A 23294-nucleotide genomic window follows, 5' to 3' on the forward strand; every position below is an offset into this window, starting at 1 on the left:
CTTTGCCCCTCCTGCCCCCAGGAGGAAGAAGAGACGTGGAATGAGCCTCGCGCAACGCCTGACCATCACCCAGCCCATGCGGGTCTTCTGGATCACCTGGTTCGGCCAGCTCATCTCGATCCTCGGCTCCGGGCTCACCGCCTTCGGCGTGGGCGCCAAGATCTTCCTGGACACGCGCTCCACCACGCAGTTCGCGCTGCTGTCCTTCTTCGCCTTCGCGCCCATGGTGGTGCTGTCGCCCCTGGCGGGCGCGCTGGTGGACCGGTGGGATCGCCGCCGCGCCATGCTGCTGGCGGACCTGGGCAACGGCTTCAGCACGCTGCTCATCTTCAGCATGGTGCTGGCCAGCAACCAGGGCCTGTTCGAGCTCAAGGCCTGGCACTTCTACCTGCCCGTCTCCATCGGCGCGTGCTTCGGCGCCTTCCGCTGGCCGGCCTTCTTCGCCACGGTGTCGCTGCTGGTGCCCAAGCAGCACCTGAGCCGCGCCAACGCGGTGGCGGAGGTGGCCAGCGGCGCCAGCCAGATCCTCTCCCCCATCATCGCGGGCGCGCTGATCGAGCGCGTGGGGCTGGTGGGCGTGCTGACGGTGGACGTCTGCAGCTTCAGCGTCGCCGTCCTCACGCTCCTGATGGTCCGCTTCCCCCGTCCCGCGGTGTCCTCGGAGGGGCAGCGGGGCAAGGGGTCGCTGCGCGATGAAATCAAGCAGGGGTGGACGTTCATCCGCACGCGGCCCGGCCTCGTGGGGCTGCTGAGCTTCACCGTCGTGGCCGTGCTGTGCATGGACCTGGTGATGCTGCTCATCACCCCGCTGGTGCTGGCCTTCACGGACATCTCCACGCTGGGCATCATCGCGTCGGTGGCCGGCGTGGGCGCGCTGGTGGGCGCCGTCAGCATGGGCGTGTGGGGCGGGCCGAAGAACCAGCTCCACGGCATCCTGGGCTTCCAGGTGCTGTCGGGCCTGGTGCTCTTCCTGGCCGCGCCGTCGCCCAGCGTGCCGCTGGTGGCCACCGCCGCCGCGCTCTACCTGTTCACCATGCCGCCCATGATGGCGGGCAGCCAGTCCATCTGGCAGCGCAAGATTCCGGCGGACCTCCAGGGCCGCGCCGCCGCGGTGAAGCGCATGGTGCTCCTGTGCGTGACCCCCGTCGTGGGCCTCATCGCGGGCCCGCTCGCGGATGACCTCTTCGAGCCGGCCATGGCTCCCGGCGGCGCGCTCTCCGGCAGCATGGGGCGCCTGCTGGGCGTGGGCCCGGGGCGAGGCATCGCCGTCATCTTCATCGCCCTGGCGCTGCTGACCATCGCCAACGTGGTGGTGGCGTGGCTCAACCCGCGCGTGCGCTACCTGGACCGCGAGCTGCCGGACGCCCTGCCTGACACGCCGCCCACCGCCGCGGACGCCGCGGCCTCCCCCCCGCCGACCGCCCCCACCGCCGGAGCCTCCGCCTCATGAGTGCCTTCACCCAGGTCCTGCGCATGCTGCGCATGCTCCCCCCCGCCCTGGCCGTGGCCACCCCCGGCCTGGGGCCCTGGCTCGCCCGCCGCCGCTGGACGCGCACCGAGGGCACCCTCACCCTGCCCGGCCTGCACGGCAAGGTGGAGGTGCTGCGCGACACGTGGGGCGTGCCGCACATCTTCGCGCAGGACGAGCACGACCTGTTCTTCGCGCAGGGCTACGTGCATGCGCAGGACCGCCTGTGGCAGATGGAGATGGGCCGCCGGCTGGTGGACGGACGGCTCGCGAGCCTCTTGGGCCCGATGCTGGTGTCCGCGGACCAGTTCCTGCGCACCATGGGCCTGCGCCACCTGGCCGAGCGCTCCTGGGCGCAGGTGGACCCCGAGGCCCGAGCCATCCTGGAGGCCTACAGCGCGGGCATCAACGCGCGCATCGCCGCGGAGCCGCTGCCGTACGAGTTCACCGTGATGGGCGTGACGCCCACGCCGTGGACGCCCACGGATTCGCTCGCGCGAGGCAACCTGCTGGCGCTGATGCTGGGCGGCAACCACCGCCTGGAGCTCTTCCGCGCCCGGCTGGTGGCGACGGCCGGCGAGGAGGTGGCCAACGCGCTGCTGCCGCAGAACGCGCCGGAGACGCCCCTCATCGTCCCCAAGGAGGCGCGCCTCCCCGGCCTGAAGAACGTGAAGACGCTGTCCGGCCTGGACGGCGTGGACGCGGTGATGGGGGACCCGAACATCGTCTCCGGCAGCAACAACTGGGTGGTGCACGGCAAGCGCACGCAGAGCGGCCAGCCGCTGCTCGCCAACGACGTGCACATCCCCCTGGGCATGCCGTCCACCTGGTACGAGAACGGCCTGCACGGCGGCCGCTTCCAGCACGTGGGCTTCTCCCTGCCCGGCGTGCCCATGCTCATCGTGGGCCACAACGGGAAGGTGGCCTGGGGCATGTCCAACCTGGGGCCGGACACCCAGGACTTCTACATCGAGAAGCTGGACGACCCGAAGGCCCCGAAGAAGTACCTCTTCCAGGGCGAGTGGCACGATCTGGAGATCCGCCGCGAGGAGATTCCGGTGAAGGGCGGCGCGCCCGTGGTGCTGGAGGTGAAGAGCACCCGGCACGGCCCGCTGATGAACCTGGCGATGGCGGACGAGCTGAAGGACAGCGAGCCGCTGGCGCTCAAGTGGGCGCACAGGGAATGCCAGCCGCTCATCAACGCCGTCCTGAAGCTCAACCTCGCGACGGACTGGGAGTCCTTCCGCGGGGCGATGAAGCTGTGGGAGGGGCCGGGCCAGAACTTCGTGTACGCGGACACGGCGGGCAACATCGGCTACCAGGCGTCCGGGAAGATCCCCATCCGCCAGGGCCACCAGGGCCTCATCCCCATGCCGGGCTGGACGGGCGAAGCCGAGTGGACGGGCTTCATCCCCTTCGAGGAGCTGCCCGCGTCGTTCAACCCGCCCGCGGGCTACGCCGCCACCGCGAACAACAAGATCACCTCCGACGACTACCCGCACCTCATCGCGCACAACTGGTTCCCCGGCTACCGCGCGAAGCGCATCACGGACCTGCTGGAGGCGGGCACGCAGCACACCGTGGAGGACATGCGGCGCATCCAGGCGGAGACGTACTCGCTGCCCGCGGAGACCCTGCGCCCGTACTTCCTGTCGGTGGCCCCCGCGGACGACACGCAGCGGCAGGCGGTGGAGGCGCTGAAGGCGTGGGACCTGCGCTTCGAACCGGAGAGCGTGGGCGCCACGGTGTTCCAGGCCTGGTACATCGAGGTGCTGCGCAAGCTGCTCCAGCACAAGCTGGGGCCGGAGCTGGTCCGCGAGTACCTGATGGGCCAGTACGAGCGGCATGGCAGCCTGCACATGCCCTTCGTCATCGGCCTGATGTCCCAGCCGGACAGCCCCTGGTGGGACGACCCGAAGACGCCCGCGAAGGAGACCCGCGACGACATCCTCCGCGCCGCCCTGGCGGACGCCACCGCGTGGCTCGTGAAGACGTACGGCCCCAACCTGGACGCCTGGGCCTGGGGGCGGGTGCACCAGCTCACCTACGTGCACCAGCCGCTGGGCGGCCCCATGATTCCCGCCCCGGTCCGGCGCGTCTTCAACACCCGCACGGTGCCCGCCCGCGGGGACAACTACTCCGTGGATGGGGCGTCGTTCCTCTGGAGCCACCCCTTCAAGGTGGTCCACGGCACCGCGCTGCGGATGATCGTCGACATGGCGGACCTGTCCCGCTCCGTGTCCGTCCACGCGCCGGGGCAGACGGAGCACCTGTTCCACCCGCACCGCGATGACCTGATGGCGCTGAGCCGCGAGGTGAAGTTCCACCCGATGCTCCACACGCGCGAGGCCGTGGAGAAGCACCGCGAGGCGGCGCTGACGCTCACGCCCGCCGTCGCCCTGGTGGCCCAATAAAACAACCCGGACTTGAAGGCCGTCACTCCCCCCGGAGCGACGGGCCTCCAGGCCCGGGTCCATTGCTTTGAGGCCCCTGCTGGAGCCGGCACTCGTGTTCGCGTTGAGTTCCCCCTCAGAAACTCAACGCTTCCCCCTTCTATGTGCCGGCCCCGCGGTCCCCCCCATTTCCCGCTCATGCCGCGGTGGGCTAAGAAGTCCCCCGACTCCCTGGCTCACCGTCGCGTGTGCGGGCCCCCCGTGCTTCCCGTGCTGCGATGAAGGAACAGTACCCGGGGGCTCCCTCCCCGGCTGTGAAGCGGCCCACAAGCTGTGTGTGAAGGCGTTCACACCCGCCGGACTTGTCCGCCGGACCTGGATGGGAGGCTTCCCTACCTGTAGCCGGGGATTCCGGGCAGAATGGCGGTCCCCCCATGTCCTACGCGCAGCTGCTGGCCGAAATCCCCATGTTCGAAAGCCTCGGCCGGGAGGACCTGGAGAACATGTCGTCGCTCCTCCAGCCCCGGCGCTTCGCTCGGGGGGAGGTCATCTTCCACCGAGGGGATGTGGGCACGGCGCTGTTCATCATCCGGCGGGGCCAGGTGGCCATCCGGCTGTCCTCCAGCGAGGGGCGGGAGATCACCCTGGCGCTGCTGGACCGGGGGGACGCGTTCGGGGAGCTGTCGCTGCTGGACGGCGAGTCGCGCTCCACGGACGCGATGGCGCGCGAGGAGGCGCACCTGCTGACGCTCCAGCGGGACGACTTCCGGCGCTACCTGGAGACGCGGCCGCAGGTGAGCCTGGCGCTCCTGGCGAACATGAGCCGGCTGGTGCGGCGCACGACGCAGCTCGTCTACGACTCGGCCTTCCTGGACGCCCGCTCGCGGTTGGTGCGGGTGCTGATGGAGCTGGCGAAGACGCAGGGGAAGCCGTCCCCGGAGGGGCTGGCCATCACCCCGAAGCTCACGCAGTCGGAGCTGGCGAACCTGTGCGGCGTCACCCGCGAGAGCGTCAACAAGTGGCTGCGCTACTACGTGCGCGAGGGGATGCTCACCTTCGAGGGGGGGCAGATCGTCCTCCTCCAGCCGGAGCGGCTGGGCCAGGACGCCGAGTAACCCTCAGCCGCGCACGCGGAAGAGGGACACGGGCGCTTCGCGGCCCTTCACCGTCACCGGGCCCAGCGGCTCCAGGGTGAAGGCGTCCGCGTCCAGCAAGGCCCGCGTGGCGTCCGTGACGAGCACCTCCCCCGGGCGCGCGACGCCGCACACGCGGGCGGCCACGTTGGTGGCGTCCCCCACGGTGGCGTACTGGAGGTAGCGCTCCGAGCCGATGTTGCCCGCGGCCACCGGGCCGGAGTTGAGGCCGATGTGGACGTGGACCTCGGGCGCGCCCTCCTGCCGCCAGCGGGCGTTGAGCGCCGCGAGCGCGTGCTGCATCTCCAGGGCCGCGCGCACGGCGCGGTCCGCGTCGTCTGGCCGGGCGAAGGGGGCGCCCCACACCGCCATCAGCGCGTCACCGATGTACTTCTCCAGCGTGCCCTCGTGGCGGAAGACGATGTCCGCCATCACCGGGAAGTACGCGTTGAGCATGTCCACCACCTGCCGGGGTCTCAGGCGCGAGGACATGGCGGTGAAGCCGGTGATGTCGGAGAAGAGGATGGTGACGTCCGCGTCGCGCACGTCCAGCGGCACGCCCCTCAGCGCCTTCAACTGGCGCACGACGTCCGGTGGGAAGAAGCGCTGGTAGGCGTTCCTGAGCACCGCCTCCTCCTCCAGCCGCCGCGCCAGGTGCGCGTGGTCCAGGGCGATGGCGGCCTGGTTGGCGAAGGCGGTGAGGAACTCCAGGTCCTCCTCCGTGAAGAGGCCACCCTGCTTGAGGCTGTCCAGGTACAGCACGCCCAGCACCGTGTCGCGCGTGCGCAGGGGCACGCAGAGGGAGGCGCGGATGGACTGGCGGAAGACGGAGTCCGCGCCCAGCAGCCGCGCGTCGTCCTTCGCGTCGGAGAAGAGCGCCGCCACGCCGCGCGAGTGCACGTAGTCCACGATGTGCTGGCTGTAGAAGCGCTCCGGGAGCGCCCCGCCTCGCGCGCCCCGGGACACCCGCGGCACCAGCGCCCCGGTGTCCCGGTCCACCAGCAGCACCGCCGCCCGGTCCACCGCCCAGATCTGGAAGACGAGCTGGACGACGCGCTCCAGCAGCCCCTCCACCGGGCCTGGGGACGAGAGGAGCTGCCCCACCTTGAGCAGCACCTGGAGCTTGTCGTGGGTGCGGTCCGGCGAGCGCGTGTCGAGCAGCGACTCCATGGGCCCGCCGGAGTAGCGCGTCTCCAGCGGCTGCGTGCGCAGCGGACCCCAGCCCTCCGGCAGCGGCGTGTCCGACGACACCAGCCGGAACCACACCTCCCCGCAGCGGAAGGACTGGCCGGGCGTCAGCTCCTGGCGGGAGACGCGATGCGGCCCCACGTAGCTGCCGTTCTTGCTGTCCAGGTCCACCAGCACCACGCGCTCGCCCATGCGCTCCAGCCGCGCGTGGCGCCGGGACAGGCTGGGGTGCGGCACGCGGATGCCGTTCTCCTCCGTGCGGCCCACGGTGGTGACGCCCTCCGGCAGCATCACCGCCCGTTCATCCACCTGGCCTGGGTTGAGGATGAGGCGCATGCGCTCGAAGCCGCTTCAGGAGGACGTGGACCAGCTGGGGCCCTTGGCCGTGAAGGCCCCCACCCCGGGCGCGGGCGCCTCCAGGACGGAGGGGACGCCCTGCTCGGGGGTGCGCTCCGCGGAGGAGCCCGACGCGTGGGTGCTACGGGCCACCACCTCGCGCACCGCGAGCACCTGGCCCTCCGTCCCCGGCAGGTGCCGCTCGCCCGCGGGCCGGCAGTCGAAGACGTCCGCGAGCCGCGCGGCCAGCGCCTCGCTCACCAGCACCTGATCGCGTCCGGCCACGGTGGCGAGCCGGGCCGCGGTGTTCACCACGTCGCCCAGCACCGTGTGGTCCAGGCGTCCGCGCCCCGCCGCGCCCACGTTGCCGGAGACCACCGGGCCGGTGTCCACGCCCATGCAGACGCCGTGGGCGTAGGGTGACGCGTCGCCCCCGCTCCACGCGAGCGCCTGGAGCCGCTGCTTCACCGCGAGGCAGGCGTCCAGCGCGCGCGCCACGTGGGCTTCGCCCTGGAAGACGGCCATCACCGCGTCGCCCAGGAACTTGTCCACCACGCCGCCGCGCGACTCCAGCTCCGGGAGCATGACCTCGAAGTTGGCGTTGAGCCTCCGCAGCGCGGACTCTGGCGGGTGCTGCCGGGTGACGGCGGTGAAGCCCGCCACGTCGAGGAAGGCCACCGTGGCGTCCACCTGCTCGCCCGCGAGCGCGCCAGGGCCGCGCACCAGCGGCAGCACGCGGTCCACGATGCCGCCGTGCACGAACATGCGCAGCAGCGCGTTCTCCTCCGTGGAGCGCACCGCGCGGCGCAGCTCCGCCACATGGCGCACCGTCTTCGCCAGCGTGGACTCCAGGTCCTCCAGGTCCACCGGCTTGACCAGGAAGTCGAACGCGCCCCGGTTCATCGCCGTGCGCAGGTTGGGCATGTCGCCGTACGCGGAGACGATGACCACCTTCACCAGCGGATCCACCTCCCCCACGCGCGACAGGGAGGTGAGCCCGTCCATGCGCGGCATGTTGAGGTCGCACAGCACCGCGTGCGTGTCCGGGTGCTGGCGCAGGGCCTCCAGCGCCTCTTCGCCATCCCGCGCGAAGACGAAGGCATAGACGCCGTCGCGCACGTGCCGGCGGAAGCGCTGGCGCATGAGCACCTCCACGTCCGGCTCGTCATCCACCACCAGCACCGTGGCCGCCCGCGCGGCCCGGCCCGCCTCCACCAGCGCGACGAAGGCCGCGGCCAGCTCGCGCGCGGAGGTGAAGCGCTGCTCCGGCCGGGGATTGAGGGCCCGCTGGAAGAAGGCGTCCGCGCTCGCACCCAGCTCCGGCACCAGCTGCGACACGGCCACCGAGGGCGGGTGGAAGGCGCCGCGCAGGAGCGGCCCCACGGACTCCGCGCCGTAGGGGAACTGCCCGGTGAGGGCGCGGTAGAGCACCACCGCGAGCGACCAGAGGTCCGCCCTCGCGTCCAGGTCCGGGTCCGCGCGCAGCTGCTCCGGACTCATGTAGCGCAGCGTGCCGGTCAGCCCCTCGGCCTGCGAGGGCGCGCCCGCGGGCACGAGCGAGCGCGCGAGCCCGAAGTCGAGCACCTTCACCACTTCTTCCCCGTCCACGTGGGCCAGGAAGAGGTTCGCGGGCTTGAGGTCGCGGTGCACCAGGCCCGCCGCGTGCGCCGCCGCCAGCGCGCGGGCCACCGGCGTGACGAGCGCGGCCACCGTGGCCGGAGACAGGCGCCCACGCTGGGTGAGGCGCGTCTCCAGGTCCTCGCCCTCCAGCAGCTCCATCACGATGTACGGGACGCCGCCGTCCACACCGGAATCGTGCACCTGCACCACGTGCGGGTGGCGCAGCCGGGCCACGGCCTGCGCTTCCTGTTCGAAGTGGCGGTGGGCCTCGGGTGTGCGCGCCACGACGTCCGAGGCGATCAACTTGACGGCCACGTGCCGCTGGAGCTGCAGGTCGACGGCCCGCCAGATGGCGCCCATGCCACCGCCGCCAATCCTGCGCTCCAGCGCATACCTGCCGCCCAGCGGGCGTCCGGTGTCCATCGACCCTGTGTCTCCGTCCCGGGCACGGCCCATCGCCCGTGCCTCGCGAAGCTGGGGATGATGGCACACTTGTCCCCTCTCCCGACGTGCCCATTCCGGGTGCGCCCGCGACGGCTGCACGCCTGGTGTGGGAGGGGGGACGTCAGGTGCGGGTCAGCGCCTTCGCGAGCCGGGGCAGCACGTCGCCCGCGCGCGCCTCCACGCGCACATCCGCGAGGCTGTCGCCCCGACTCTCCCCGATGTTGAGGATGCCGATGGGCATGTGCCGGTCCGCCGCGCGGGTGACGAAGCGATAGCCGGAATAGACCGTCAGGGACGAGCCCACCACCAGCAACGCGTCCCCATCCTCCAGCAGCGCGAACGCGTCCTGCACCAGCGTGGGCGCGACGTTGTCTCCGAAGAACACCACGTCTGGCTTCAGCGTCCCGCCGCAGCGGGTGCAGGCGGGGACGCGGAAGCCCTCCACGGCCTCCGGGGGCAGCTCCGCGTCGCCGTCCGGCCTCAGCTCCACGACGGCATGCGCGAAGTCCGGGTTGAGGCCCAGCATCCGCGCCTGGAGCGACGCGCGCGGCTCCTGCGCCTGGCACGACAGGCAACGCACCCGCGACAGCGCGCCGTGCAGCTCCAGCACGCGCTCACTGCCCGCCGCGTGGTGCAGCCCGTCCACGTTCTGGGTGATGAGGCCCGGCACGACGCCCGCCTTCTCCAGCGCCGCCAGCGCGGCGTGGGCGTCGTTGGGCCGCGCGGAGGTGAAGCGCGGCCAGCCCAGCAGGCTGCGCGCCCAGTAGCGCTGGCGCACCTCGGGCTGGTGCAGGAACTCGCGGTGCTGGATGGGGTTGCGCACCTTGTGGCGCGTCTCCGGGCCTCGATAGTCGGGGATGCCGGACTCGGTGCTGCAGCCGGCGCCGGTCAGCACCACGACGCGCCGTCCGCGCAGGAGCGAGGCCAGGGCGTCCGCGCCTGCTTCGGGAGGGAGTGCGGCGACGGGAGGTTCCGGGAGGAGCGTCATGGCCTCCTCCGTATAATGCGGCCCCCGCGCGCCCGCCCGGTGGGCCGTTCCGCCTCACTGCGTAAACGACTGGGGAGTCAGGCCCGCGCGCTCGCCTGGCGGGCCGCTCCGCCTCGTGGCGCGAAGGCCTGGAGTCAGAGCCGCGCACCCACCCGGCGGACCGCTCCGCCTCATGGCGCGAAGGCCTGGGGAGTCAGACCCGCGCGCCAGTCCGGCGGGCCGCTCCGCCTCATGGCGCGAAGGCCTGGGGAGTCAGACCCGCGCGCCAGTCCGGCGGGCCGCTCCGCCTCACTGCGTAAACGACTGGGGAGTCAGGCCCGCGCAGAGCCGCCCGGCGGGCCCTTCCGCCTCGTGGCGCGAGCACAGGCGGCGACGAGCCCGCGCGCGGACCTCCTGGAGGCTCACCGGCTGAGGGCTTCCCGCGAGGGGTCCGCGGGCTTCGGAGGCACCATCGCCGCCTGGATGTCCCGGCGCGCGGCCGGAGGCAGTCGGGCGATCCACCGGTCCATCGCCTGGCGCAGCTCTGGAACGGAGGACTCACCGTCAGGCAGCGCGGCGACCTCCTGGCGGGCCTCGGCCGCGAGCCGGAGGGCGCGGGACGGCTCCTGCTTCGCTTCCCATAGCGCGCGGGCGAGCATGTAGCGGGCGGCGGGACGCTCCGCGGGCCGGGGCCGGGCCCGGTCCCAGCCCGTGACGGCCTTCTCCAGCGGCGCCAGCGCCTCGCGCGGACGGCCCAGCACCATGTACGTGCGCCCCAGGTCCACCAGCGCGCCCGTCCACCCGCCGTTCACGTCGTCCGGCAACGAGGTCTGGAGCGCGGCGGCGCGCTGGAAGTACGGCAGCGAGTCCTGGGGCTGGTTTCGGAAGCTCAGCGTCTGGCCCATGCCCCGCAGCACCAGCGCGAGCGTGGGGTGGTCCGGGCCCAGGCTCTTCTCCAACTGCTCCAGCGCCGTGGCGAAGCGCTTCGTGGCCTCTTCCAGCCGGCCCATGTGCACCAGCAGCGTGCCGATGTTGTTGACGATGATGGCCACCGTGGAGCTGTCGCGGCCCTCCGTCGTCTCCGCGATATGCAGCGCGCGCTCATACAGGGGCAGCGCCTCCTCGCGCTTGCCCTGGTACTGCAGCGCGAGCGCCAGGCTGTTGAGCGCGTCCGCCACCTGCGGGTGGTCCGGCCCCAGCGAGCGCTCCAGGAGCGCCAGCGCGCCCCGGGCCAGCCGCTCCGACTGCACGAAGTCTCCCTGCTGCCAACGCACGCTGGCCTGCTCCAGGCGGATGCGCGCCACATCCGGGTGTTCGGGCCCCAGCGAGCCGCGCACGGTGCCCAGGGCGCGCTCGTAGAGGGCCAGCGCCTCCTCCGCCCGCCCCTGAGAGCGGCGCACGGTGCCCAACTCCACACGCACGTCCGCGACCTCCAGGGCCTCCGGACCGAAGCGCTTCTCCAGGAAGGACAGCGCGCGCGTGAGCTGCGCGTGGGCCTCCGGGTAGCGGCCCTGCCGCGACAACAGACGGCCCAGGTTCGCCGCGAGCGCCCCGCTCCACTCCCCGCTGCCCCCCAGCCGCTCCACCGCGGCGCTGGCGCGCTCCGCGGCCTGCTGCCCCTGCGCGTACCGGTCCAGCCGCTCGCCCGTCACGCGCACCGCCAGCGTCCACGCCCGCGCGGCGGCTTCGTCGTTGCGGCCCGCCTCCGCGGCCCACGCGGCCTGGAGCACCGTGGCCTCCGCGCCCCGGTAGTCCCCGGCGCCGTCCTTCAGCTCCGCGAGCAACAGCAGCGCGTCCGCGGCGCCGGACCAGTCCCCGGCGGCCCTCGCGGCCTCGGCCACGGGCGACACCCGCCCTACCCCCTGCGAATAGCGCCCGGCGGCGCGCAGGGCCCTCGCGTCCACGAGCGCCTGGAGCAGCGCCACGGTGCGCTCGCGCGTGGCGGCGTCGTCCGGCGAGGAGTGCCCCCGCGACGTCAGCGCGTCCACGTCCGAGCAACCCGCGAGCGGCGCCAGCCCCTCCACCGCGCGCGGCGCCCGCTCCACGATGTCGGGATCCGCCTGCGTGAACAACTGCGTGAGCGCGGCCACGTCCGCGAGCCGTCCATCCAGGCAGCGCATGCGCAGCGCCATCACCGCCTCGCTCTGCTCGTGCCGCACGCGGGTGGCCTCGCACGCCGCCGTGCGCGTCGTCACCCACGCGGCGGTGTACGCGTCCAGCCCCCGACGCACGTGGCGGAAGGCGTCGTGCGCGAAGCGGCGCTGCGTGTCGAGGAAGGCCGCCTCCACCGCCTGCTGCCGGGCGGCGTCCCACACGCCGTCCACCGCGTGCGCGGCGCCCTCGCAGCCCGTGACGTCGCGGCCGTACAGGGCGCGCGTGATCCCCACCACCGACAGCAGCAACACCGACGCCCCGGCCATGCGCAGCCGCCACGTCCGGCGCGCGGCGGGGTGGGCCTCCAGCGCGGCGATCAGCGCCTCCATCGAGGCGTGGCGCTCCTCGGGCTTCACCGACAGGCCCTTCACCACCACCCGGCGCAGCCACTGCGGCACGCCCGAGTGACGGGGCACGCTCTTCACGCGCCCCGCGTGCACCGCCTGGGACAGCTCCTCCACCGTCGAGCCCGCGAAGGGGCGCTCGCCATAGAGGCCCTCGTAGAGCGCGGCGCAGAAGCCGAACTGGTCGCTGCGCGCGTCGGTGCGCTCCTCCGGGGGGAACTGCTCCGGGGCCATGTACGCGGGCGTGCCGCCCTCCATGGCGCGCGGGCGCGTGAGGCCGCCCGGCATCACCGGCGGAGCCGCCGCGCCGGACATCATGCGCGACAGGCCAAAGTCGGTGACGCGCACGCGGCCGTCCTGCCCGACGAGGATGTTCTCCGGCTTCACGTCGCCATGCACGACGCCCACCGCGTGCGCCGCGGCCAGCCCCCGGGCCGCGGCGACGAACACGTCCACCACCTGCCGCCACGGGTGCGGGCCGTCCAGCTCCCACTTGCGCAGCGTGTGCGCGTCCACCAGCTCCATGGCCAGGAAGACCTGCCGGCCAAAGGTGCCCACGTCGAACACGGAGACGACGTGCGGGTGGGAGACGCGGGCCATCGCCTGCGCCTCGCGCAGCACCTGCGTGCGGCCGGCCTCCGCGCCCAAGCCCAGCGCCTCCACCTGCAGGAGCTTGAGCGCGACGCGGCGGTCCAGCTCCGGATCATACGCCGCGTACACGACGCTCATCCCGCCCACGCCCAGCATCTCCAGGATGAGGTAGCGCCCCACCGCCGTCCCTCGCGCGAGGGGTGGCGTGGGCAGGCGCAGGCGCGGCTTCTTTCCCCGCCACGGGTCCACGGCCAGCGTCGCCAGCTGGCTGTCGAGGACCTCCTCGTCCGGCGCGGGTTCGGAGGTGGAGGGAGGTTGCACCTTCAGCGCCTCGGACACCATGCGCCGGCAGGAGGGACAGGTGTCCAGGTGCTCGTCCACGACCGCGGCCCTGTCGGGCGGCAGCGTCCCGAGCAGGAGGTCCATGAACGTGGGTTCGTCCAGGCAAGCGAGGGGCATGGGGGGCACGAGAGGCCCAGCAGCACAGCAGGTGTCACGGCCTGCGTCGAGTCACCCCGGAGTCGTTCCGTGCGTTCAGGGGTCGCCTGCTCGGCAAGGAGGACGTCGCTTCGCGAACGCACGCGCCGGTGTGGGTTGAGCCAGGGGAGGCTTTCTGAAAGCGTCGAGCCATGCGGCGGCGCCTGCGACGTCTCGGTTGGGCCGGGTTGATCTCCCTGGCGCTGCACGCCATCGTGCTGTGGCTGTTGGGGAGGATGGACCCCGCGCCGTCGTCCGCCGCGCGCGTGGCCCGGCTGCGCGCGAAGGCGATCGAGGTGGAAATCCTCCCCCCACCGCCGACGCCGGCCGCCGCGGACGCGGAGCCCTCGCGCCCGCCTGTCCAGGGGCCGCCCGCTGGCGTGGCGACGCAAGGGCCTCCGAAGGCCCCACCCCCTTCCGACGAGGCCCCCCGCAAGCCGCCCAAGGCCACGCCGCCAGGAGTGGCCACCCGTGAACCTCCGAGGCCCCCACCCGCCACGCCTCCGGACGAGGCTCCCCGGAAGCCCCCTTCAGCGCCTCCGGAAGTGGCGACGCGGGAGCCTCCGCCCGCCCCCGACACTGGCACGCGGCCCGACGCCCCGGAGGCGCCGCCCGGCATGGAGCTCCGCGAGCGCGCGGACCGCCCCACGGACGACGCTCCCCGGGCCCAGGCCCCGGGCACGCTGCCCCCGAACCTGCTGCCGCCGCCGGGCGCGAGCGGCGGGGTGATCATCTCGACGCCGGAGAACTCGTCGGGTGGGGGCCGCACGCTCCGGCCCGGAGACCCGAGCCTGTCCGCCGAGACCCTCGCCGCCGAGGAGCACGCGCGCGTATCGGAGCGGGTGCGGGGCATGGTCGATGATCGACGGGCCCGCGACCGCGTGGACACCGGCCGCATCCACCCGTACTTCAGCAAGCTGCGCGCGACGCTGGAGAAGCAGATGGACGCCCCGCCCCTCTTCGACATGCCCAGCCTGCCCAAGCAGCTCCTGTACTCCTTCGCGGAGAAGGCCCGGCGGTTCGGGGCCACGGGCTCCCCCGGAGGCAACATGCCCTTGAGCGCCGCGCCCACTCCCGGGGAGAAGCTCGCGGACCGGGGGCGCGACAACCCCAAGTACAACAGTCTGCGAACCCGCGCGCAGGCCGGCGAGGAGCTCCAGGACTTCGCCCACGGCGTCAGCACCCTGAAGCTCGTGGTCACGCTGGAGCTGCTTCAGGGGCAGGACGGCATCCTGCGCGAGGTGAAGCTCATCAGCCGCAGCGGCAACCGCGCCTACGACGACTACGTGCTTCAGTCCGTCCCGCCCGCGTTGGAGAAGATCCCCGCGCCGCCCGCGGACGCCCTGGGCGTACACACCGAGGGCATCCGCAGCGTGTGGGCCGTCGAGGGCCGCGTCGTGTACATCCGCAAGCTCCGCGACATGCAGGGCACGGACAGCGCGTACCTGGCCGCCGCCGCCGCCGCGGGCGTGCTCGCCGGTGGCTTCGAGGAGACCACCGGCGACGTCTACGTCATCGACGTGCGCAACCCGCACTTCGAATGCCGTTCGCGCCTGCTGCGCGTCTACTGACGCGGGGGCTCAGGGCGTGAACGCCGACGGCCACCGCACGCCGCCGCCCAGCGGAAGCAGCGCCTCCGCCACGTCGAGCAGCGCCCCGTCCGCCCACCGCCGGCCCACGAGCTGCGCGCCCACCGGCAGGCCCGCCTCTGTTCGCCCCAACGGGAACACCACCACGGGGTTTCCGGTGGCGTTGAACAGGCAGGTGAACCCACCCAACGCCTCCAGGTAGCTCCTCGGCGCGCCGTCCACCTCCAACAGGCCGCCGAAGGGCGTGTGCGGGGGCGCGGCCGTGAGCGCCACCGGCACCAGCCACGCGTCCCAGCCGGAGAGGAAGCCCTCCAGCGTGACGATGTGCGCGTCCCGCCGGGTGAGCGCATCGCCGTAGCCGGTCAGGTCCAGGCGGATGCCCTGGATGATGGCTCGCGCCATCAGGTCGTCGTGCTCGAAGGGGAGGAACTGATCCCGGAAGGCCGCTCGCTCGGGAGGGCGCAGCGGCGCGCCCACCTCCCCGCCCTCCATCAGCCCCCACACCTCCACCAGGTCCGCGAAGTCCTGCCCCGGAGGCACGGCCCGCTCCACGACGACGCCCTCCGCGCGCGCGGCGGCGGTGAAGCGCTGGAACACCTGGCGCGTCTCGCGGTCGGCCTGGAAGGGGCCCAGGGTGTCCGCCCACGCCAGCCGCAGGCCGTTGAGCGCCCGGGGCTTCGCGGCCCCCAACGGCGCGACGGGCGGCACCTCCGGGTTGCGTGGATCCGCGCCCTCGATGACCGACAGGATGAGCCGCAGGTCCGCCACCGAACGCGCCAGCGGGCCCGAGCAGGCCATGTGGCGCACGTTGCGGGGCCCGTCCGGCAGGTCCGGGATGTGGCCCGCGTTGGAGACGCGGTGCTCCGTGGGCTTGATGCCCACGACGCCGCAGTAGTGCGCCGGCTGCCGGATGGAGCCGCCAATGTCGCTGCCCACCTCGAAGGGGGTCAGCCCCGCCGCGACCGCCGCCGCCGCCCCTCCGCTGGAGCCGCCCGGCGTGCGCCCCACGTCATGCGGGTTGTTCGTCCGGCCCCAGAGCGGCCCGTGCGTCTGGAGGTCCGCGGCGAACGGCGGCAGGTTCGTCTTGCCCCAGAGGATTCCCCCCGCGGCCTTGAGCCGGGCCACCACCGTCGCGTCCCGAGAGGGCACGTACTCCGCCAGGGCCGGATGGGCCGACGTCGTGCGCAGCCCTTCCGTGCTGAACGCGTCCTTCACCGTGAAGGGCACGCCATGCAGGGGCCCCCACGACTCGCCCCGCGCGAGCGCCGCGTCCGCCTCGCGCGCCCGCGCGCGCGCCCGGGCCTCGTCCCACGTCACCACGGCGTTGAGCGCGGGGTTGTGCTCGTGGGCCCGCGCGAGGAAGGCCTCCAGCACCTCCACGGCGCTGACCTGGCGCTCGCGAAGGGCGACGGCCAGCTCCGTCGTCGTGAGGGACACCAGCGCTCGCGCGCCTCCGGATACACCGGGGTCCTGCGACAAGACCGAGGACTTCATGTGCGCATCCTCCCCCGAAGGCCCCGCCAGCGGCGCGGGCCCTCCCCTCGGGTTCTAGCAGCTCCTCAGCGCGCCAGGACCGGGGGCGCGGGCGTCACCACGTAGGCGGACGCGGCGCTGTCGACCTTCACCCGCGGGGGACGCCGGGATTCCTCGAACAGACGGTAGGCGGGCGCGAGGCCGCGCCAGAAGGCCTTGCGCGCCGCGGGGACCCCCGGAAGCGCCTCCAGCGCCGCGAGCCCCGCCGCGTCCAGCCTGCGCGGGAACAGGTGCACCGGCACGTCGCGGCCCATCCGCGCGCGGGCCTCGGACACCATCACGTACAGCGCCTCGATGGGCCCGTCCTCGATGGCCAGGCAGCCGATGCTCACGCAGTCGCCGTGGATGAAGATGTCGCCCCCGGGCTTCGCGGCGCCCTGCTTCCGGTCGAGCGCGTTCGGGTAGCTCACCCTCAGGGACAGGTGGTAGGCGCTCCTCGGGTTGAAGAGGTCCACCGTGTAGAACCCCTCCGGGACCTGGGAGTCCCCCTCGGCCCGCTTCGGGCCCACATCCCCGGAGGCCGCGCAGATGGGGAACGTGCGCACCTTCACCAGGGGTCCGTTCCGGGGGCCCGCCCAGACCTCCAGCTCGCGCTCGACCTTGAAGGCCCGCAGGTAGAGCTCCTCCGGGGGCCAGGACAGGCCCGCGGCCTTGAACGCCTGGACGAGGCCGGCCGTCTGGCGCTTCCGGGCCTCCGCGACCCGGTCCTCCGCGTGCGCGCAGAGCGAGGCCAGCAGGACACCCCACAGGAACAGGACCTTCATGGGCGGACACTCCTCCAGGATGGCGCGGCGCGGGCCGCCGGAAGGCGGACGTCAAGCCGGTCCCCGGGCATGGGGGGACGGCGAACAGGTTACAGGCACGTGGCCACCCCTGGCCCCCTGCTTCCCAAGCTGCTAGCAAGCGGTTCGTGGGCCTTCTGGATGACGTTCAGCGTGACGGCGATGGAAACCAGGGCCTGCCCGGTGTTCTCATCTCCAACGTGCATCATGGCGAGCAGGGGCCGCCGCTGTGCGCTACGACTGAAGCTCCCCGCCCCGTGCCGTTCCGGCCTTTTGCCTAAGAATGAATGACTCCCTCGAGAACCTCCTCGCCGACGGCATCATCGACGCCGTCATCGGCCAGCTGAAGACAGGCAAGGAGGCAGAGGTGTGGCTCGTCCAGCACGCCGGCCAGGTAGTCGCCGCGAAGCTGTACAAGGAGCGCCACGAGCGCAACTTCCGCAACAACGCCGGCTACAAAGAAGGACGCGAGGTGCGCAACTCGCGCACGCGCCGCGCCATGGAGAAGGGCAGCCGCTTCGGACAGGCCGCCGCGGAAGAGGCGTGGAAGAACGCGGAGGCGGACTCGCTGTACAAGCTGCATGCCCAGGGCGTGCGCGTCCCGACCCCGGTCCTGTTCTACGAAGGCATCCTCCTGATGGAGCTGGTGCTGGACGAACAAGGCCAGCCCGCGCCCCGGCTGGTGGAGGCCCCTCCCCGCACGCCCGAGGAGGCCGAGGCCCTCTACCTGGACCTGCGCGCGCAGGTGATTCGCACGTTGTGCGCGGACCTCATCCACGGAGACTTGTCGCCCTACAACATCCTGATGAGTGGGGTGGGGCCGACCCTCATCGACTTCCCGCAGACGGTGGCGGCGGCGCGCAACAGCCAGGCGGAGTTCTACTTCCGCCGCGACCTGGACAACGTGCGCCAGTACCTGGAGGGGTTCTCGCACCGGCTGATGAGCCGCGCGGGCGACACGGGTGAAATCTGGAACGCGTACGTGCGGCGCGACCTGACGCCGGAGTACGTGCCGTCGGGCACGTTCCGCGAGGCTCCGAGGCGCCAGGGTGGCGCGGGCCGCCAGGGGTTCCGGCAGGAGGAGCGGCGCAACGAGCTCCGTCCGCAGCCGGCGCCCGTGGCGGCGGTGGAGGTGGAGGAAGGCCTCAGCGCGGAGGAGGCGGAGCTGCGCGCGCTGGAGGCGCTGGTGCTGCGTCAGGGCGGTGGTGAGCGGGGAAGGCCCGTCGTCACGTCGAGCCCGCGCGATGGACGTCGTCGGGGTGGCGGGTTCTCCGGCAAGCCGCCGCCGCGCAACGGCAACGCGCCCCGGCCCGGTGGCGCGGGGCCGCAGCAGAACGCGGGAGCGCGTCCGTCACAGGGCGCGGGGGCCAACCGGCCCAACGGCAACGCAGGGCGTCCTCCGCAGGGCGGACCGCGCGCGGGCAACGGCGCTCCCTCGCAGGGGGCGAGCGCTCCGGTGGCCCAGGGTGATGCGCGCGCGAATGGCCGGCCGCAACAGGGCGGCCCCCGTGATGGGGGGCCGCGCCGCGATGGACGCCCGCCGCGCCAGCAGAACGGCGAGGCGCGCGCGAACGGCCAGTCCCAGCCGCCGCAGGGTGAGCGGAGCGCGAGCGGCCCTCGGCAGAACGGCGAGGCGCGCGCGAACGGCCAGTCCCAGCCGCCGCAGGGTGAGCGAAGCGCGAGCGGCTTGGAGCAGACGGGTGAACCCCGCCTGAACGGCCAGTCGCCTCGAAGGAGCGGGCAGCAGAGGCAGAACAACCCGTCCCAGCCACCGAACGGCGAGCGAGGCGTGAACGGCCAGCGGCAGCGCAACGGCGAGCCGCGCATAGACGGTCAGCCCGAGCAGGGCGTGAGCGGCCAGCGGCAGCGCAACGGCGAGCCGCGCATGGACGGTCAGCCCGAGCAGGGCGTGAGCGGTCAGCGGCAGCGCAACGGCGAGCCGCGCATGGACGGTCAGCCCGCGCGGTCCGAGCAGGGCGTGAACGGTCAGCGGCAGCGCAACGGCGAGCCGCGCATGAACGGTCAGCTCGCGCGGTCCGAGCAGGGCGTGAGCAGCCAGGCGCCGCGCATGAGCACTTCGCGGTCGGAGCAGGGCGTGAACGGTCCGCCGTCACAGCCCGAGCCGGGCGTGAGCGGTCCTCCGCAGCGACAGAACGGCCGCCCCCCTCGCACCGAGTGGCGCGCGAATGGCCGCCCGCCTCCGCAGAACGGCGAGCCCCGCCAGAATGGACCCGGCGCCCGGTCGCGGAACAACGAGCCGCGGACGAATGGCCAGCCCCTGTCGAATGACGGCACCTGGACGGAGGGCGCCCCGAGGAAGCAAGGCGACTCGCGCCCGGACAGGGCCGCCGCGGCACCGCAGGGCGGCGAGCCCCGGATGAACGGCCGGCCCCCACGGAACACGAGCACCGTCCCGGACGCCGCGCCCGCACAGAACGGAGAGCCGCGTCAGGGAGGCAGGGGGCCGTCATCCGGTCCCCGTGAAGCGCGCGGCAACACGCCCCGGATGCCCCGCCAGGGCTCCGAGCGCGGCGGGGGACGTCCCTCGCGAGGTGCCGCGCCGCAGGTGAGCTACGTGGGCCGTCCGCCCGCGTCCCACGGCCCCGAGACGGGCTCCTCCTAGTCCCGCCCACGAGCGAGGTGGGCGGCAACCCCGCCCACCCCCTCGCGCGCCCGACCAGTCTCGCCAGCGAGCGGCGTAAGCGGATTCGCGCTCACGGCCAGTTCCGCCGACGAGCGGCGCGGGCGGATTCCCGCGTCACGCCAGTTCCGCCGACGAGCGGCGTGGGTGGATTCCCGCGTCCGGCCAGTTCCGCCGACGAGCGGCGTGGGTGGATTCCCGCGTCCGGCCAGTTCCGCCGACGAGCGGCGTGGGTGGATTCCCGCGTCCGGCCAGTTCCGCCGACGAGCGGCGTGGGTGGATTCCCGCGTCCGGCCAGTTCCGCCGACGAGCGGCGTGGGTGGATTCCCGCGTCCGGCCAGTTCCGCCGACGAGCGGCGTGGGTGGATTCCCGCGTCCGGCCAGTTCCGCCGACGAGCGGCGTGGGCGGATTCCCGAGCCCGGTCCGGCCCGCCACCGACCGGAGCGGGCGACAATCCCGGCCACGCACTCCCGAGCCCCGCCCGTCCCGTGCAACGCGGCCCCAGGAGAGTCCGCGTCCCCTACTCCGCCTTCACTTCCGGCTCGCGCGCCAGCTCGTCGCGGAAGAAGCGGCTGCCCTTCGCGAGCGTCGCCATGTACGGCCGCACGTCCTCGCGGGCCTCCGCGCTCAGCGCCGCGAACGGCGTCACGTGCACGTCCGGCACATAGCGGAACGTCAGGTTGATGCGCCGCGTCCGGAAGTCCGGCAACTCCGGCGGCATCACGTGTCCGGCGCGCGTGTCCACCCGCTGCACCCGGTGGAACGTCTGCTCCTTCCACTGCGCCCCACCAAAGAGCTGAAGCGAGCCGTCATCCAGCCACTGCTCCAGCACCACCGCGTCGCGCTCGCCGGGCCGCGTGGACGTGACGAACTGGATGAGCGCGCGCTCCCCCAGCGACAGCGACGCCACCGGCCCCGGCTCGAAGTCCTTGTGCTCGCCCACCCGCGCGGTGTCCACCCAGCGTCCGTCCTCCAACCGGCTGCCGTAGAAGTTCACCAGGCACGTGTTGAGGTGCCAGCCCTGCGGCATGTCCGGCCCACGGAACATGCGCCGCGCCAGCGCCTCTACCTTTTGAATCTGCCGCTCCAGCACCGCCGGGAAGGGCTCCGCCTTCACGCAGCGGTCCTTCACACCCTTCGGCGGCCGGTAGTAGTCGAGGCACGCGAACTGCCAGTTGCCCAGCCAGTACACCGGCCGGAGCAACCGCCGCTGGACCTGCCCCTCCGGCGGGGGGAAGTGCTTTGAATAGCGCTCCTCCCACAGCGGGTGCAGCGTGCCCAGCCACGCGAGGATCTCCGCGCGCTCTCCCGCGGCGAGGAAGCTCGCGTTGTAGTGGTGGCCCGGGGTGCGCTGCGCCGCCTTGCGCGCCAGCGGGGAACCCGGACCCCTGCGGGGAGGCAAGGCCATGCGCGGGTCCCTTACGCCTCGGAGACGGCGACGTCGAACGCCAGTTCGATCATCTCGTCGAACGTCGTCTGCCGGTCCTCCGGCGACAGGCTCTCACCCGTGAGGATGTGATCCGACACCGTGAGCAGCCCCAGCGCACGCGCGCCGAACTGGGCCGCCACGCCGTAGAGCCCGGCGATCTCCATCTCCACCGCCAGGATGCCCATGCGCGCGAGCGTCGCGTTGAGCTCCTCCTGCGGGTGGTAGAACAGGTCCGACGTGAACACGCTGCCCACGCGCGACGGCTTGCCGCGCTTCTCCGCCGCCTCCACCGCGCGGCGGACCAGCGTGAAGTCCGCCACCGCCGGGAAGTCGTAGCCCATCAGGCGCATGCGGTTCACGTTGGAGTCCGTGCCCGCGCCCTGCGCCACGATGACCTCGCGCAGCTTCACGTCCGTGCGCAGCGCGCCGCAGCTGCCCACGCGGATGAGCACCTTGGCGCCGTAGGTCTTCACCAGCTCCGTCGCGTAGATGGAGATGGAGGGCACGCCCATGCCGTGCCCCATCACCGACAGCCGCTTGCCCCGGAAGGTGCCGGTGAAGCCCAGCATGTTGCGCACCGACGTGACGGGGCGCGCGTTCTCCAGGAAGCGCTCGGAGATGTAGCGGGCACGCAGGGGGTCTCCCGGCATGAGGACCACTTCGGCGAAGTCACCGGGGGAGGCGGAGATGTGCGGAGTTGCCATGGAACGTGAGGCCTTTCAGCGCGCGGTCGACAGACCGGACGGAGCACCCGTCGGGACCGCCACCGGCGTCGGTGCCGGCGCGGCGGGAGTACACGGGGTGGGCAGCTTGCCTGAAGCCGCGGGCGCCGTGTTCACCAAAGCGGGGCTTTCCACCGTGGGTGGCAGGCGGCGCGGAGGCAGCTGCACCGGCGGAGGAATGGGGCAGTGCGTGCACGGGCCCTTCAGCGGAATCACCAGCCTCCGGCCAATGCTCAGGAACGTGTTGCGCATCCGGTTGGCCTTCTTGATGGCCACCACGCTGGAGTTGTTGCGCATCGCGATGGCGCCCAGCGTGTCCCCGTTGCGCACCTTGTAGATCATCAGGTTCTGGTCCGGCTGGAGCGCCAGCAGCGGCGCCACCCGGCGGCCCAGCTCCTGCGCGCGGCCGTTGAAGAAGCGCACGTGGAAGTGGTCGCGGTGCCGCCGCGCGTGCTTGATGAGCGAGTTGAACCCTCCGTTGAAGAGGGAGTCGAGCCACGCCTTGTCCTCGCCCATGGACAGCGCGTAGTCGTAGAGGACCTTCTGGACGCGCTTGTCCACGAGGATCATCTGCACGTCGGTGTTCACCACCAGCGAGCGCACCAGCGCCCAGTTCATGGCCACGTCGATGTAGCGCTCCCGCTCCCGCTCGCGCACCGGCTCCGCCGTCGGGTAGTAGAAGCCCAGGTCCACGTCGCGGCCGTTCTGGTGGCTCTTGTGCGGGCGCAGGTAGCCACCGTCCTTGGTGGACAGGCGGTTGACGCGCAGCGGGGGCACGTTCGGGTATTGCGCGCGCACCGCGTGGATGGCGGCGGCCACGTAGCTGACCGTCTCCTCCGTGCCGTAGGCGATCTCCGGCGACACGACGAGCCAATCCTTGTCATCCGGCACGCGGCGGCTGTTGATCTGCCGGCCGCTCTCCACGAAGCCAATGGACATGGAGCCCAGCGTGGCCGGGTCCTTCTTCCACGCCTCGGTGAGCGCCTCGTCGGACAGGTCGGCGGTGTAGAGCGGCCCCGCCGGAGCGGCGGGCGCGAGCGGCGCCTGCATCTCGCCCTCCTCGCTCACGCCCTCGTCGTCGGTGGCCACCGTCGCGTCGTCATCGTCCTCCTCGGGCTCCGCCGGGCAGGGGGTGTCGCGCACGGCGGCGTCGGTGATGACGGCGGCGATCTCCGCGGGGGACGGCGACGAGGCCGGCGCGGCGGCCACGCTCGCCGGGGCCACGACCTGGGTCTCCCCCGGGGCCGCGGCGCCCGGGGTGCTGACCTCGGCGGGCGGCGGCGCGGCCGGGGCCTCCGAGGGCGGCGCTGGCGGCGCGGCCTGGGTCGGAGCCGGGGCCGGAGCGGAGGCCGGGGCGGGAGTGACGACACGCGCGGCACAGCCGGCGCAGAACAGGAGGATCAAGAGTGAGGAACGCACCGGGGGCGAGAATGACCCGAGAAAGCCCATGGCTCCAAGCGCGCATCGCGATTTTGACTGCCT

The 23294-nt window shown here is 72.9% G+C and carries 14 protein-coding genes; 5 read left to right on the plus strand and 9 right to left on the minus strand.

The genetic code is table 11. The annotated features are described in order from the left end of the window. Window positions 1–40: 40 nt before the first annotated feature. From FOF48_RS06755 to FOF48_RS06765, 3 genes are all read left to right on the plus strand, one after another. Complete coding sequence (locus FOF48_RS06755) at window positions 41–1450, plus strand: MFS transporter (RefSeq protein ID WP_143899346.1); 1410 nt, start codon at window positions 41–43, stop codon at window positions 1448–1450. Then, window positions 1447–3882 (plus strand): penicillin acylase family protein, encoded by a 2436-nt coding sequence (locus tag FOF48_RS06760; RefSeq protein ID WP_143899347.1) that lies wholly within the window; start codon window positions 1447–1449, stop codon window positions 3880–3882. The genes FOF48_RS06755 and FOF48_RS06760 overlap by 4 nt, the downstream gene beginning before the upstream one ends. Before the next feature lie 413 nt (window positions 3883–4295). Beyond that, the gene (locus tag FOF48_RS06765; protein WP_143899348.1) at window positions 4296–4976 is read left to right on the plus strand and encodes a Crp/Fnr family transcriptional regulator; all 681 of its coding nucleotides are present in this window, start codon (window positions 4296–4298) and stop codon (window positions 4974–4976) included. Between the two features lie 3 nt (window positions 4977–4979). On the opposite strand, the gene FOF48_RS06770 is transcribed toward FOF48_RS06765, so the two are convergent. The 4 genes from FOF48_RS06770 to FOF48_RS06785 all read right to left on the minus strand — a co-directional run bounded on the left by FOF48_RS06770 (window position 4980) and on the right by FOF48_RS06785 (window position 13064). Next, window positions 4980–6518, minus strand: a complete 1539-nt coding sequence (locus FOF48_RS06770; protein WP_143899349.1) for an adenylate/guanylate cyclase domain-containing protein — start codon at window positions 6516–6518, stop codon at window positions 4980–4982. A 15-nt stretch (window positions 6519–6533) separates the two neighbouring features. Next, a complete protein-coding gene (locus FOF48_RS06775) occupies window positions 6534–8561 on the minus strand; it encodes a protein kinase (RefSeq protein WP_143899350.1) in 2028 nt (675 codons plus the stop codon). 142 nt (window positions 8562–8703) lie between these two features. Next, entirely contained in the window at window positions 8704–9570 is an 867-nt protein-coding gene (locus FOF48_RS06780; protein ID WP_143899351.1) for an NAD-dependent protein deacetylase, read from the minus strand. 401 nt (window positions 9571–9971) lie between these two features. Beyond that, entirely contained in the window at window positions 9972–13064 is a 3093-nt protein-coding gene (locus FOF48_RS06785; protein ID WP_255441974.1) for a tetratricopeptide repeat protein, read from the minus strand. Window positions 13065–13267: 203 nt separating this feature from the next. Between FOF48_RS06785 and FOF48_RS36910 the strand changes: the two genes are divergently transcribed. Further along, window positions 13268–14686 (plus strand): hypothetical protein, encoded by a 1419-nt coding sequence (locus tag FOF48_RS36910; protein ID WP_255441975.1) that lies wholly within the window; start codon window positions 13268–13270, stop codon window positions 14684–14686. A 9-nt stretch (window positions 14687–14695) separates the two neighbouring features. On the opposite strand, the gene FOF48_RS06795 is transcribed toward FOF48_RS36910, so the two are convergent. After that, complete coding sequence (locus FOF48_RS06795) at window positions 14696–16198, minus strand: amidase (protein WP_143899353.1); 1503 nt, start codon at window positions 16196–16198, stop codon at window positions 14696–14698. 65 nt (window positions 16199–16263) lie between these two features. After that, window positions 16264–17001 carry a murein L,D-transpeptidase family protein gene (locus FOF48_RS06800; RefSeq protein WP_143899354.1) on the minus strand — a complete coding sequence of 246 codons (738 nt, stop codon included), beginning with the start codon at window positions 16999–17001 and terminating at the stop codon, window positions 16264–16266. A gap of 301 nt (window positions 17002–17302) precedes the next feature. Between FOF48_RS06800 and FOF48_RS06805 the strand changes: the two genes are divergently transcribed. Continuing rightward, on the plus strand, window positions 17303–19642 hold the full coding sequence (locus FOF48_RS06805; RefSeq protein WP_143899355.1) for an RIO1 family regulatory kinase/ATPase: 2340 nt from the start codon (window positions 17303–17305) through the stop codon (window positions 19640–19642). Window positions 19643–20181: 539 nt separating this feature from the next. On the opposite strand, the gene FOF48_RS06810 is transcribed toward FOF48_RS06805, so the two are convergent. From FOF48_RS06810 to FOF48_RS06820, 3 genes are read right to left on the minus strand one after another with little or no spacing between them, the layout of a single operon-like run. Further along, window positions 20182–21069: an alpha-ketoglutarate-dependent dioxygenase AlkB gene (locus FOF48_RS06810; protein ID WP_143899356.1), complete on the minus strand. Its 888-nt coding sequence runs from the start codon at window positions 21067–21069 to the stop codon at window positions 20182–20184. 11 nt (window positions 21070–21080) lie between these two features. Continuing rightward, a complete protein-coding gene (deoD, locus tag FOF48_RS06815) occupies window positions 21081–21794 on the minus strand; it encodes a purine-nucleoside phosphorylase (RefSeq protein WP_143899357.1) in 714 nt (237 codons plus the stop codon). Window positions 21795–21809: 15 nt separating this feature from the next. Further along, complete coding sequence (locus FOF48_RS06820; RefSeq protein WP_143899358.1) at window positions 21810–23231, minus strand: LysM peptidoglycan-binding domain-containing protein; 1422 nt, start codon at window positions 23229–23231, stop codon at window positions 21810–21812. Between the last annotated feature and the right edge of the window lie 63 nt (window positions 23232–23294).

The sequence above is a fragment of the Corallococcus sp. Z5C101001 genome (assembly GCF_007352635.1).
Taxonomy (GTDB): domain Bacteria; phylum Myxococcota; class Myxococcia; order Myxococcales; family Myxococcaceae; genus Corallococcus; species Corallococcus silvisoli.